Source organism: Cohnella sp. GbtcB17 (assembly GCF_019091135.1).
Classification (GTDB): domain Bacteria; phylum Bacillota; class Bacilli; order Paenibacillales; family Paenibacillaceae; genus Cohnella.
In genome coordinates this window covers 128,960-143,449 of sequence record NZ_JAGXJW010000012.1, presented here as the reverse complement: position 1 = coordinate 143,449, position 14,490 = coordinate 128,960, and the positions used below count along the sequence as shown (strand labels likewise).

Sequence of the window (14,490 nt, the reverse complement as noted above, 5' to 3'; positions counted from 1 at the left end):
CCCGGACCGCATGCAAAAAAAGCCAGCGCCGCTGAATCGGCACTGGCTTTTCTCGTAAGGAAGATTACTTGGCGGCTTCGTAACGCTTGCCGACTTCTTCCCAGTTGACGACGTTCCAGAACGCGCCGATGTAGTCCGGACGCTTGTTCTGGTACTTCAGGTAATAAGCGTGCTCCCACACGTCGAGGCCGAGGATCGGCGTCTCGCCTTCGAAGATCGGGCTGTCTTGGTTCGGCAGGCTGTATACCTTCAGCTTGCCGTCCTTGCCGACGACGAGGAACGCCCAGCCGGAGCCGAAGCGGGTCGTAGCCGCAGCTGCGAACGTCTCCTTGAACTTGTCGAAGCCGCCCAGCTCGCTGTCGATGGCCGCTGCCAGCGCGCCTGTCGGAGCGCCGCCGCCGTTCGGGCCGATCGTTTCCCAGAAGAGGGAGTGGTTGGCGTGGCCGCCGCCGTTGTTGCGAACTGCGGTGCGGATGGACTCCGGCACGGCGTTCAGGTCGGAGATCAGGTCGTTCAGGCTCTTGTCCGCCAGCTCAGGCGCGGATTCGAGGGCTTTGTTCAGGTTCGTTACGTAAGTATTGTGATGGCGGTCGTGGTGGATCTCCATCGTGAGCGCGTCGATATGCGGCTCGAGTGCGTCGTTCGAGTAAGGAAGAGCGGGCAATACGTGTGCCATAATGGAACAGCCTCCTTGGATTATGAATCTGGATTGGAAATCTACTTCTGTATTATCTCTGATTTTAAATACTAAATCAACATGGGTGTTTAGAAAGTCTTCAAGCCGGCTCGATGCCGCACTCACTCAGCATGGGCATTTTTGCCTGGTTTCATCCGGTTAATTTTATCCATTCTCCCCGTACTTCAGACACTGCTTGAATATTTTTCAAATAGAACCATCAATATGACAGCGAAATTGATGAAACCCGATTTAAGCGCAAATTCGGCGAAATTCGGCAATAATTTAGATATATTCATATGTAAACGCTTCATATAAAGCGTTTACACTCCTTTGCGCGACCATTCTCCTAAATTATTTATGCGATATTCCTAAAATAGCATGAAATTATCACGAATTTGTCGTAATATAAAAAGACGTTAAAGCGATGTTCACGGTTTAGCCTCTACTTTAACTGAATCCGGGGAGACAGGCATATGCAGATTCGGACTTTTCAATTGTCGGATTATCGTTCCGTATCCGAGCTTCTGAAGGTAGCTTTGTCGGAGGAATGCTGTGAAGAAACCATGTCGGCTTTATCCCGCCAATTGTCCTGGGACAGCGAGCTCGTGCTCGTGGCGCTGAAGGACGACGAACTGGCAGGCATCATGATCGGCACAATCGATAACAGCAAAGGTTATGTGTACCGCGTCGCCGTCCATCCGGATCTTCGCCGCCAAGGCGTAGGCCGCTCGCTCGTCACCGCCATGAATGCGCGTTTCCGCCAGCGGAACGTTCTGAAGGTTTTTGTCGCGGCGGACAAGCACAACGAAATGCTGCTTCCGTTCTACCAATCCTTGAGCGACGAAATGCTCGATCTCGTGACGCCTCAGCGTCCGTTGTCGATCGTAGCAGGCTGAACGCCCATCGCTAGGTCCATCGCAAGAAGGCTTTACCATCAGGAGAGCATATCTTACGTGTCGACAGGCGCCGAAAACCGGTTGCTTTTGGCCATAAGATATGCTTTTCTTATGCAAGCATATCTAGGTCCGCGAATCCTTGATTTATAAGTGGAAATGATCGAGGCGGGCTTTTATGTTGCAAATTTGTCGCAAAAATTCTCGTACAGGAAATTAACGGACGCCGAGAGGGGCATACTCAAGGCGTCTTATTTTTGACTTTAGAGCGATTTGCGAACAGAGATTCCAGCATATCGGCGGCTGACTGATCGGCAGAGCGGAGAGCATGGCCGTAGATATTCATTGTGGTCGTGATGTTGGTGTGGCCAAGTCGCTCGGAGATAATCTTTGCAAGGACACCTTGATTAATCAGCAACGTCGCTGAAGTGTGGCGCAGATCTTGGAATCGGATATAACGCAAACCGTTCTTCTTGAGGAACTTTCGGAACCAATGGTACGACTGGTTATGATGAAAAGGCGTGCCGTCTGCATGACTGAACACGAAGAGCCGTTCCTGACCGCCGTAATTGCCCTTCCAGGCGTCGCCGAGCTTATCCCGCTCCTTGGCTCGATATGCGTAGTAATCACGCAGCTCCTCGAGCGCAGATGGCGGCAGAGCGACCTTGCGGTTAGAGTTCTTGGTCTTGGGCTCCTTGATAAGCATCTGGCCTTTAACAGCCATCACAAGCGTCTGTACGACGTCGATCGTTCCTGCCTTCCAATCGATATGCTTCCATTCTAGCGCCGCCAGTTCGCCGCTACGCATCCCTGTAGTGATCGCCAGGGGACAAGCTTACGCCAGTGGTACGCCTCGCTCTGAAGCGCCTGGAGAAGCTGTGAGACCTCTTGCTCATCATAAGGCGTATTTGACTTGATAGTTACCTTCGGCTCGGTATCGGTTCTATAGGATTGTTTTTGATAATGCGCCACTCGAGGGCTCGAGCGATATGTGCTTAGTGCGGCGAAGGAAACCTCCGTTCGTTATTGTAACATCATTTTTCATTGTCAAAGGTGAAGTGGCATATGTGGCATATATTCTGGCAAGTCGCAGCTTGAATAGGGTTATCTGCTATAGTGCTATTAATAATCTTTCAAATAATCTTGTTCTTTAGAGGAGAAAGCGATTTAGGCGATTCATTAAGCGGAATATTTTTTGGTCTTTTTTTGGCGCTCCTCGTATCTACTTATCTATTTCCCGGAGAAAAAGAAGAGGCAAGAGCGGTTCAAACCCTTTCATTTTAGCGGATCCTCTTATGTTAGTGGAGCTACATATGGATTTTTGTTTATAGGATACTGAATTAGCTTTACGGCATATGAATCTTAATATCCTACAGGCAGAATGATATAAATAAAGTTTGTCATACGAATGCCATCTATAAGTAGGTCCAATAATACTCACTGGAGTCGGGCCTTTGAGTGACGGCGCTCTCTTTTTCGCGCATTATCAATATACTACAGGAGCCATGGCCGCTATTCGCCTTGGTTTTTTTGTGCTGAGGTGGTCGTTTAGCAGATGAAGTCTTCCTAGCAAACGAATCTTAGAGCCCCAATCGAAAGGCGAAGAAAGTCTCGTTAATTAAAGCTCATTGTGCAGGATGTGGAGCGACTACCTGAGGGGAGGGGGGCTAAATATCTGGGCGTTTCAGTAAGAAGCCGCGTGTCCACATCGACGCGAATTTTTTTCGGGTTTTGAATTTCTATTCAAAGTTATCCATGCAAGTGCAAAAGGAACAAAATAATTTCATAAGCTCTTAAATTTCGACATTTTTTTTCACATTCTTAATTTTATGATGAATTATCATGGTCGGGATGAAGAAGGGGGTATAGGATTAATCCCAACCAAGAACTAATCGATAAAGGGGAACAGTTATTCATGAAGTATATTTGGAAATCTTACATTTCGGTATTGCTCATTATTTCTTTGACCATTACAGCTTTAAGTAATGTGGCAGGTGCGGCGAGCAACTCGACACGTGAGGTAAAAGCCCCGAATGAATCTTCAGTTGAAAAATCCGTTTACTCGATTAACGCTAGTATCTCGCCGGAAATATCGGCCAAGGTAAAGGAACTTAAGAAGACAGTAAAAAGAGAAGCCAAAGAATTTACAACAGAAAACAGTAGGCATTATGAATTAAATGATGGGACTTATATTGCTGAGTACTCCTCGACAGCACAGAATTATAAGAATGAGCAGGGAGATTGGAAGCCAATTAACACGAGGTTAACGGACGTGTCTCCGATTGTGGGCAATAATAGTTCTATATCCAAAGAAGCGTCACTTATAACCAAACAAAAATTACTTGAAAATGATAAAAAAGCTCAAGAAGAGGCTAGTTATATGCCACTGGAAGTGCCTTATGGCGCCGAAATTCCAAAGGATTATAGTAAGGGATATACAGTAACCAAGGACAATAGTTCGGTTAAAGTCTTCCCAGTTGACTCCAGATCGGTTATAGGGACTGTTTATAGTGAAGACAGTATACATTATTTAAATGCTTGGGAAAACACCGATGTCGTACTTACTGCTTCAAACGAGGGCATTAAGGAAGACATTATCCTTAAAGATAAAAACTCGCCTCATTCTTTTTTATTTGAACTCCAGGGAAATTTCAAGAATGACAATGTAGAACTAGAAGATTTGAGTATATTACCCGCTTGGTTAATTGATAATAAAGGGCAATACAGAGACGTTCAACAAAAAATTACGAAGAAAGGTAACAAAAGAATATTAGAATTGTTGGTTAACACCGATAATCTTGAATTTCCAATAAGGATTGATCCTACAGTATCAATTTATGATTCCAATTCATCTCTTGGAAGGTACTATACATGGATCAATTCCCCATCAGGAAGCTCAGGATACTGGAATCCTACAACAATTGATGTATTTAAAAAATACGATGATTTTAGTAATCTGGTTACCGGGGGCGGGCAACTAAGCTTCGTTTTAGAACAGTTTCCGGCAGCCGCATCGAAAATACAATATGCTTACCTTCAGATGAACTATATTGCCCTCAGTGGTACTCAACAAGTCGTGGATTTACAGTATCAATATGACTTTTCAAACTTTTCTGTGAACTCAGGACAAACAACTGTATATGCTTCAAATAATGCTGTAAACTTTGATTTTACCAATGCAATTAAATCCTGGTACAGTTCATTCCAGCCTAATGTGCATTCCCGTATCGATCTATTCCTATCAACTGGCACCATGGGCTCCGATTTCCATTATAGTGTATGGAATCCCACATTACCCAAATTCATTATTGGCTACAATGTCTACGCCCCCGGCACCGCCGCCATCACAGCACCACAGAGCGGCACAACTGTCGACGCAAACTACAACATCACTTGGAATGCCGCAATCGACCAAGACGATCCGCAGTCGAGCTTGAAGTATAACATTCAACTCTCTACCAATGGAGGAGCCACTTGGAGCGATATTGTCCCACTGACCGCCGCTGGCGCATCTTCATACACCTATAATTTCAGTTCAATCGGCAATACCACAAACGCCATCATACGGATCCGACCGTTTGACGGTATCGATTATGGTGCGTGGGTACAATCCCCAACCTTTACGATCAAGCACAATATGGTACCGAATGCGCCTACTGCGCTGAATCCGGGCAGTACGAGCTCGACAACCCCTCAATTAATGGGCACCACCACGCCTGCGCTGAACTGGACCTTCTCTGATCCGGATTCGGGAGATACGCAGGGGCAGTACCAGGTCTATATTTACAATGGAACTACATTAATTCGCGACAGCGGATGGGTTAGTTCTAGTGCGGCCTCATACACAGTGCCTACTGGTACACTAAGCAGGAACGGGACGTACAATTGGCAGGTTCGCACCAAGGACAATAAGGGAGCTATCTCCGCAGTATCGGCAAAGTACTACATCAAGGTCAATAATCTTCCGACTGTCAGCGTGACTTCCTATACGAATGGACAGCAGGTAACGGACAATGTCCTAACCTTTACCTGGACGTATAGCGATGCGGACGGACAATCCCAGAGTCATTATCAAATTCAGGGATCGCAGGATAACTGGACGACGGTAGCTTATAACTCCGGTGCGCTTAGCGGTAATGCTACGTCCTTTACGACGCCTCCCCTGGCGAGCGGGACATGGAGCTTTAGAATAACCGCAAAAGACGGTCTGGAGTGGTCTGCTGCGGCAACGCGTAGCTTAGTGCTGCCAAACGCGTATGAACCGAACGATACGACAGCTCAAGCGTACCCTATCAACTATGCGCAGAATTACACCTCTTTGATCACCACAGCTACGGACGTCGACTTTTACAAATATACAGCGACAGCGGCCGGCATCGAAAAGTTTAAGCTTACCGTACCAACGGGCCTGAACTATGATGTCTACGTCTATGACGCTTCTATGAACTTGATCGCGGCCGGAATCCGAGGCACGGGCCTGGCTGAAGAGATCATCTATAACGTAAATGCAGGCGCTGCTTACTACATTAAGATCGTTGGCGTCGGAGGCAGCTACAGTGCAACGACTAGCTATGGCTTCTCCTTGACCCGTCAAGCGGCACAGTATACGACGACATACCAGTACGACTTTAACGGCAATATTACCGGCAAGACCGTGACGATCACAAATTGAGGAGGACCTTGCGTTGAAAAGCTGGTGGGGCAGGATCACTGCCATATTCATGGCATTAACTCTAATCACAGGCATTTATCCGGATGCTGCCGGATTCGCAGCCACGTCTACGTCTACGAGATCGATCGACGTTTCAGAGACGCCAATCGAATCCGCACCTTATTCGATTAATAAGTCCGCTTCGGCCAAAAGTAAAATATCAAGCGAGCTGGGCAGCAAGAGCTACGCGATTAGCGCTGCAGCGAACACAGTCGTTCCTGACTATAGCTTCGTTAAAACTAAACCCGACGAGGCCCCCTTTGCGATTAATTTGGGTCAGGAAAGCATCTCCACGCTCTCGGGCAGCTTGTCGCAGAGCGTAGCCGATCTCTCCCTACCCGGGCGCAACGGCCTTGGATTCACGCTGGTGCGCAGCTACGATAGCGACGCCTCCCAGCTCAATCAAATGTCGATGTCGTCCGGTTATAATACGACCGTACAACCGGCCGAGGAAAAGAGATTTCCGATCGGCAAGGGCTGGACCTGGGATATCTCGTTTATCGAAACCGTCGAATCAACTAAGTATTTGCATCTTGCTGGTTCGGGCGTATTCAAGCTCGGTTCTGACTTATCCTTGCTAGGTTACCCATGGAAGGACTTGACACTCGCTACGGATACGACCGTGACGGTATCGGGCTCTACGTCTGCCTACGTCCTCCGGTCGATTCAGAAAGTCAATCAGTACTTCAACGCGGATGGACGTTTGATTCAGATCTCCGACGCATTCAACAATAAAGTACAGTTTGCCTATAGTTCCGATCCGACGTACGGAACGGTGCTGACAAGCATTACGGATGCGATCGGAAATAGCATTAATATTGCCTATTCTGCAACGCAAGTGACCTTAACTAAAGGTACTCGGCAAGTGATCTACTATAAGGCGACTCAAAACGGGAAGGAACTCCTGACCCAAGTCGTTGACGTCGCAGGTCGCGCTACCACGTACGATTACGACCTGAAGAACGCCATGTTTACCTTATACGATCAGGCGCCTGTCGCGAGCAATCCCTATGCACTGCTTACAGGCATTACCTATCCTACGGGTGCTAAGACGATCTTCGAGTACATGCCGCCCATCACGCGCAAGATTGGGGAATACAATGCGACGAACGAGGTATACCGGGTTAAATCCCGCAAGGATCAATTCATCCAGTGGGATAACAGCGTTAAAACGGTTAATGTCACCAATGTCTCGTATCCGAGTGGTGATATCGGTTCCGCTTATAATACGGACCTGACCTTTACGGTAGCTTTGAACGACGGTCTCGCCGAGACTACCTTTACTAATGAGAAAGACTATATTGACGAGAACAAGCCGCCGGTCTTTTACAATACAAAGATCGTGTCGGTATCGAATTACGGCGGGAAGACGTATACTGAAGCCACGGACTACACGTACGAACGGTACCGCAACTGGCCAGTACCCATTCAGACCAAGACGACAAAAAGCGAATCGGGGTCAACGGGCAGTTATATCGTCGAGACGAGCAACGTTTATGACGATTATGGCAACGTCCTAAGCGCCACAGACCCTAACGGCATTCAGACAACGTATACCTATGATACGACTTCCCACTTGCTGGTTGGCGTATCTCAGCCGATCAGCGCCACGCAAACGCAGTACACCGAATATGTGCGAAACGCAACAAATGGCGCGGTCACTGCAACGCGTGTACGGAACGGAAATGTGACTGGACCCGTGTTGCAAGAGACGCTCAACAATACGTTTGATACCTATGGCAATGTGACTCAGCTCAAGGTATTGCGTGAAGCCGGGCAGTATTCGATCGTGAATATCGGCTACGATGCGGCAGCCCCTTATCTAGGCGCTTATCCGACAAGCACCAGCGTGGCTGTCACTGACGCGGACAGTGTTAGCACGACGATTACCGCCGGCTATACGTACAATACGTCTGATGGTACTTTATCCAGCTACACGGATGGCAAAGGAAAAACGACAACGTATCAATACGATGCGCTGGGGCGTGCGATTGGTTCCGTTAAGCCAGACAACGGCAACATTAAGATTCAATATAACGATTACAGCAACGAAATTCAGCAAACCGACGAGTCAGGCGTAAGAGTCTACACACGTTGGGATCCTGTGGGCAGAAAGATTGAAGAAGGCTTTATCATCAATGACGATTATAAGCCGAAGGCCCGATACGATTATGATGCGAACGGTCGACTCTTGTCTCACAAGGATGCGTTCGGGAACGAGACCTTGTTCGGTTACGACCAGTGGAGCCGGCAGAATAAAGTGACCTCTCCTCCGACGATCGCTTATGACGCGCAGGGCAACATCACGCCGGTCTCATCAGCGGTTTCAACCTTGATCTACGACGATCTAAGTAATAAGGCAAAAAGTACAGATGCAGAGGGCTACGCGATTGAGGAGACATACGATAAGTTAGGGCGTGTGTTGACCAAAAAAGAGGCGAAGACGACCGGGTCGCCTCTTGTGACGCTAGCATCGTATGCCTATGACTATGTTGGCAATGTCACTTCTGCTTCTGACAACCTGGCGCCGACGAATACGACTTCTTACGCGTATGACATTGTTGGACACCTGACGAGCGTGACGAATGCCAAGAGCGAGACTACGGCCTATCAGTACGATGCGCTCGGCAATCTGAAGCTGATTACGTATCCGGATACCAAGACGATGGTCAAGGAATATGATGCCATCGGACGTTTAATTCGATCCAAGGACGCTAACAGCAAAGTCGAGAAGTTTTATTATGATAACAACAGCAACTTGATCCGAACGCTGGATCGCAATAGTGTCTGGTTCAAGAACACGTACAACGATCGAAACTTCCTGACCAAACGTGAAATCACGGATAGCGCAGGAACGCCGGTTGCTGGCCAGGAAGTCATCGAATTCGGGTACGACAAGGCAGGAAAACGCACGGCGATGTCGGATGCAACTGGACAGACCAGCTATGGTTATGCGGCGGATGGATCCTTAACCAGTGTTACCTTCCCGGACGCGCGCAAGATCCAGTATGACTACGATGCCGCCGGCAATCGGACAGCCATGACAGACCCGTTCGGATACAATACCTACTATAAGTACGATGCTAAAAATCGTTTGTCCTTGGTCGCGTCGTCTCTCGACTTTACAAACGACGCAGAGGAGAGATACAACTATTATCAAAACGATCTGACAAAGCAGAAGCTTCAGAAAAACGGTCTCGTCTCTATCTTTGCCTATGATGGTATGCAGATCGGCTCATTGATCGAGAAAAAAGCAGACGGTACGATCGTTAATCAATTCGGATATACCTATGATAACAACGGGAATCAGAAGACAAAGACGGAGAACGGGACAGGAAGCACATTTGGCTACGATCCGCTGAATCGGATTCAGACATCCAGCCAATATGGCGAGTCCTTTACCTATGACAACAGAGGCAATCGTACGGGCATGTCTTCCAGCAACCTGTTCGATAGCCCGGGAACCACTAATGTCTATGACAAGTGGAATCGACTGACTTCCGTTACTACGCCAACCGGAACAGTGACGTACAAGTACAATGGCGACGGGATGCTCTGGGAACGAACCGAGAACGGGCAGACGACGCGATACTATTGGGACGGCGATCAAGTAGCTGCAGAAGCGACGGTTATTGGTGGAGTGGCTACGTTTAAGGCAAGATATATTCGCGGCCAAGGGCTGATTGCACGCCAAGATGAGCAGGCGAAGGCTTACTATCTGCAAAATGGACACGGCGATATTGTCGAGCTAAGGGACAGCACGGGCAATACGCGCCTGAACAGCTATGCTTACGACCTTTTTGGAAACATCACTGCTCAAACAGAGACCGTGGCTCAGCCGTTTAAGTATTCGGGTGAGATGACGGATAGTACGACAAAGCTGCAATATCTGCGCGCTCGTTGGTATGATCCGAGTCTGGGAAGGTTTATGAATGAGGATACGTATGAGGGGCAGATTGATAATCCGCTTACGCTGAATCTTTATACGTATGTAGCGAATAACCCATTAGGTTTTGTAGATCCGAGTGGACATTGCTTTACTGCAGCGCTTGGGAAAAAGTATTGTCAAGCTGCTGTAAAAGCGGTCAAAAAAGAAGTGAAAGGCGCATGGGAACAACTTAAAGAAGTCCATTCTTCTTGGTACAGTGCTGTCGATTACTGGACGATGGGAACATTGACTCAACTGTCGGATTACTACAAGGTATCACAAGAGAATCCTTTGTCCTTTGAACAATTTTTGCAGGCCGGATATATAATGATTGAGATTACCCCTCAAGGTCGAATGGCGAAACTAACTGAAAAGGGATCAGCATTCGTAAAAATTGTAACTAAAGAGTGCAATTGCTTTACAGCAGGAACGAAGGTTCTAACAGACGAAGGGGAGAAACCTATCGAGGAAATCGAGGTAGGTGACAAGGTTCTCTCCAAAGATGATGAGACAGGCGAGATAGCTTATAAAGAAGTCGAATGGCTCTTCCAACGTGATGTTGAGGAAACGTATAATATTACTGTGGGCGGCGAAGTCATAACGACTACTGACGAGCATCCATTTTGGATTGTCGGCAAAGGTTGGGTGGAGTCAAAAAACATTGTGGTTGGCGAAGTTCTAATAACTTCGGATGGCAAAGAGTTAGCAATTGAGAAGATTGAGGTTAAGCAGGGGCATGCTACGGTTTACAATTTCAAGGTGAAGGACTTCCATACGTATTTTGTCTCAAACCTTGGGATTTGGACACATAATGCTTGTGGGGTAGCACCTCATGTTGTTGTAAATGCATTATCAAATTTTCAAAGTAGTCAAATGAAGTTTGGTAGTAATACTTTCCTGCTTGATAAGTCAGGGATGAAACATATTTTAGAGCGTCACCATCCGAATTACTGGGATGGCTCAGTAAAAGAACAACAATCGTTTTTTGATGCAAGTATGTCAATTGACGATATTACGAGCGCTATTAAGTCAGTTATGTCCCAAAATAGAGACACCCTTGCAAGCAAGGGGACTAAGGGGATGTATCAAATCACGGGCACTTACAACGGCAAGGACTATGTACTTGGATTAAATAATGGACGTGTAGGTCAATTTTATTCTCCGTAAGGGTGATACGATGTTTCAAGTTGATTCATATTTGATGAAACCACAATCTAAAATTACTGATTTAAGCGATGTAGTTAAAAATCCTCAGAACTATTTTGTCGAAATCACTGATTCGTCAGGATTAAGAGAAATCTATAAGAATCTTGATTTCCAGTATCTTAACGGGGCAATTTGTCTAAAGTATTACGGCGAAAGTATGTTGGATATGAGGTACTGGGACTTGCTCGACCAATTATGGGCGTACATTATGAATTTAATTGAAGAAGTACTTCAAAAAGGAGAGGGAAGTGTATATTTCCCTGACCAACCGGTCAAAATTATTCTCCGTCCAACAACTAAAGAGTTACTGCTATTCTCGATTGAAGGAAGCAAAGTTACAGATTATGTCTTACCTAAAAATGATTTTCTAATAGCTTTAGTTCAAGGTGCAGAACAGTTTTTTACCTGCATGACTGATACGTTTAGTTCTGATTGTGATTATTCCTATGAGTTGGAAAGAATAGTCAGATTAAAAATGGAATTACAATAGTGCATATGACCTTGGGGGCTACAATCCTCAAGGTCTTTCTTTTACCCCCACCCAGTGCCGAATGAAGCAGGCGGTTATTTCCAATAGTACTTAACCCTTCTTATTCCCTTATAATATTCCTGTCGGCGAGCATTATCTGTACCATCTCCTATTGTGGGTGATGGTCTTTGTATATGCGCCTACGACCGGCAGCTGTAGCTTCTAGGCAAGCGGCTAGACCGTTTCTAACCGGTTGTAAAGGCACCTGTTGACTCCCAGCATTGGGTACATCTCTTGTTCATGCCGGATGTTTTCAATCGATTCCGTACTACGTCCATCATCTCGCCCAATACTTCGACAGGCGGGCTTGTAGATTCCTTCGGTGATTATGTCGGATGAAAAGCCCCGGCTCATTCGCCGAAGCTCGTTTCATCAAACGCTATATAGCTGCTTTGTTCCTGTCAGCCATGGCGCTTGTACAGGTCATTCGGAATCGCAAATAAAGCGATTCTCGTCCCGAGGGGGATGTAATACGTCTCCCTATTTGCTGTTCAGCGGCACTTCTTCGATCAGGGACGCGCCAGTATTCTTGACCGACCCGACGTTCTTTGATACCGGGTATCGGCGCATCTTGTCCGCATCGTAAGGCACGAGCAACTCCTGCAGCTTCTCGACGTCATCTTCATCCGGATCTAGCCAGGTGCCGATAACATCCGGGGGCAGTATGACCGGCATGCGATCGTGGACGTCCTCGACGAGCTCATTGGGTGTCGTGGTGATGATCGTACAGCTGCGTAGGGGACCGTCAGGACCGTCCCATTCATCCCATAGCCCGGCAAAGCCGAACGGATCGCCGGACTTGAGAACGAAGCGATACGGCTGCTTCCCCTCCTTCGTTTTCTGCCACTCGTAAAATCCATCTGCGGGTATGATCGCACGACGGCGTTTGACCAAGCTCTTATATGCTGGCTTTGATGCGACAGTCTCAGCACGGGCATTGATCATCTTAAACCCAATCTTTTTGTCTTTGGCCCAAAACGGAATGAGTCCCCAATGAAACTGAGCGAGCAGCCGCTCGCCGCCCTCGTTGATGATAGTCGGCACCGAATGCGTCGGAGCGACGTTGTAATTTGGCGTGAGGTGGATGTCGCCGACGCGATCTAACTCGAACATCGTCATAAGCTCTTCGATAGTCGTTTGTATTGTGTAGCGTCCGCACATGCTCTTCTCAGCCCCTTGTATCGGTATACTGAGATATTACACTAACAAATAGGAATCAAGCATTCCCAGTTGTTGGGGAAGTAAAAAACCGCCCAGCCGAAGCCAGACGGTTGTTATATTGAGATTCTTAGAACGGCCTTCCTTCATTAATGTTGACTTCCCTATGATTATATAGATTTCTATTGGTGTTATTGGGGTCAACTTTATCCGATCCGGTTATTTCTCCATTAGCCATAATTAATCCAGTTTCAGACTCTACAACAATCTTTCCGTATGCTGGACGATCCGTGCAGGGTAGATAGGTGGTTACTGTTGTTCCATTTGTTTGACCACCGAAAACGGCAGCATATTGTTGAGTTGAATGAGGAGCTATTGTTACACCGGTTCCTGGAACAATGGTGCTGCTGTATCCCGTGCCAGTCGTTATTCCCGAGCTGGTATACGGGGTACCGTCATTTTTATACAAGTAGAGCGTTGCTTGAACAGTAGTACCACTAATATTGTTAATATTGAAGTATATTCCTGTCATTCTAATAGAGCTATCACAAGCCGTATTATTTTGAATTGTAAAATATTCTACCCTGCTGACATCCGCGGACGCAGGGACCGCAGAAATTAGAGAAGTTAATGCAACGGCACTTGCCGCCAGTATTCCAGTTTTCTTTAACCACCTTTTCATCAAATCCACTCCTCGCATGTAATGCCCCAATCATACAAGGAAATTTAAGGAACTATAAGCCTGTTTATCGACAAATATTTACATTACGATTGAGGGTTATAAACAAAAAAAGCCGAGTCCGAAGACCCGACTGTTATACTAGAATGATTGACCATTATTAATCGATATTGGCAGATCAGACCAGACAACATTCGGCGTTACGGTAGCGATAATTCCCTTTATTTCACCCGTCGCTATCAACGGCCCACCATCCTCAACAACAATTTTTCCATAATAGGGTTTTAAACTGCATGCCGCGTTGCCCCCGCCATAAACCACTCGATAGAGTTCTGTAGACTTACCAAGTGAAGTCGTCGATGTAGCAGGGTTGATTGTTGAAGGGCGGTATGAATCATCTAAGTTTGTAAGTCCAGGCGGACTTACTGTATTGCCATTAGCATCGTACAAATATACCGTATAAGAAGCAGGAGCCCCTCCAAGGTTGGTGATATTCAGGAAAAGTGCCGTATAATTTGTTGCAGAGCAAATCGTTCCACCTTGAATTGTAAAATTCACAACACGGCTCGCATCTGCAGATACTGGAACCGCCGATATTACTGAAGTCAATGCCACTACTCCAGCTGCGATCAATCAGGTTTTCTTCAACCACTTCTTCATTGCAACCACTCCCCGTATGTATTGCCCATATCATACAAGGGAAATTA

The 14,490-nt window shown here is 46.8% G+C and carries 9 protein-coding genes; 4 read left to right on the top strand and 5 right to left on the bottom strand.

Going from position 1 to position 14,490, the window contains the following annotated elements; all coding sequences use genetic code 11:
- Window positions 1-64: 64 nt before the first annotated feature.
- The gene (locus tag KVT38_RS08910) at window positions 65-676 is read right to left on the bottom strand and encodes a superoxide dismutase (RefSeq protein ID WP_217593348.1); all 612 of its coding nucleotides are present in this window, start codon (window positions 674-676) and stop codon (window positions 65-67) included.
- Window positions 677-1,152: 476 nt separating this feature from the next.
- Between KVT38_RS08910 and KVT38_RS08905 the strand changes: the two genes are divergently transcribed.
- Window positions 1,153-1,575: a GNAT family N-acetyltransferase gene (locus KVT38_RS08905; protein ID WP_217593347.1), complete on the top strand. Its 423-nt coding sequence runs from the start codon at window positions 1,153-1,155 to the stop codon at window positions 1,573-1,575.
- A gap of 238 nt (window positions 1,576-1,813) precedes the next feature.
- Here the strand turns inward: KVT38_RS08905 and KVT38_RS08900 are convergent, their stop codons facing one another.
- Window positions 1,814-2,380, bottom strand: coding sequence for a site-specific integrase (locus KVT38_RS08900; protein WP_217593346.1), 567 nt, complete (start codon window positions 2,378-2,380; stop codon window positions 1,814-1,816).
- Between the two features lie 1,107 nt (window positions 2,381-3,487).
- Between KVT38_RS08900 and KVT38_RS08895 the strand changes: the two genes are divergently transcribed.
- Genes KVT38_RS08895 through KVT38_RS08885 form a run of 3 tightly spaced genes read left to right on the top strand, consistent with a single transcriptional unit; the run spans window position 3,488 to window position 11,907 of the window.
- Window positions 3,488-6,244, top strand: a complete 2,757-nt coding sequence (locus tag KVT38_RS08895; RefSeq protein ID WP_217593345.1) for a glycoside hydrolase family 78 protein — start codon at window positions 3,488-3,490, stop codon at window positions 6,242-6,244.
- Window positions 6,245-6,257: 13 nt separating this feature from the next.
- A complete protein-coding gene (locus KVT38_RS08890; RefSeq protein ID WP_217593344.1) occupies window positions 6,258-11,378 on the top strand; it encodes a polymorphic toxin-type HINT domain-containing protein in 5,121 nt (1,706 codons plus the stop codon).
- A gap of 10 nt (window positions 11,379-11,388) precedes the next feature.
- Window positions 11,389-11,907: a hypothetical protein gene (locus tag KVT38_RS08885; RefSeq protein WP_217593343.1), complete on the top strand. Its 519-nt coding sequence runs from the start codon at window positions 11,389-11,391 to the stop codon at window positions 11,905-11,907.
- Between the two features lie 519 nt (window positions 11,908-12,426).
- On the opposite strand, the gene KVT38_RS08880 is transcribed toward KVT38_RS08885, so the two are convergent.
- From KVT38_RS08880 to KVT38_RS08870, 3 genes are all read right to left on the bottom strand, one after another.
- Window positions 12,427-13,107, bottom strand: coding sequence for an SOS response-associated peptidase (locus tag KVT38_RS08880; protein WP_217593342.1), 681 nt, complete (start codon window positions 13,105-13,107; stop codon window positions 12,427-12,429).
- A 127-nt stretch (window positions 13,108-13,234) separates the two neighbouring features.
- Window positions 13,235-13,786 (bottom strand): hypothetical protein, encoded by a 552-nt coding sequence (locus KVT38_RS08875; RefSeq protein ID WP_217593341.1) that lies wholly within the window; start codon window positions 13,784-13,786, stop codon window positions 13,235-13,237.
- Between the two features lie 138 nt (window positions 13,787-13,924).
- Window positions 13,925-14,392 (bottom strand): hypothetical protein, encoded by a 468-nt coding sequence (locus KVT38_RS08870; protein WP_217593340.1) that lies wholly within the window; start codon window positions 14,390-14,392, stop codon window positions 13,925-13,927.
- Window positions 14,393-14,490: the final 98 nt, after the last annotated feature.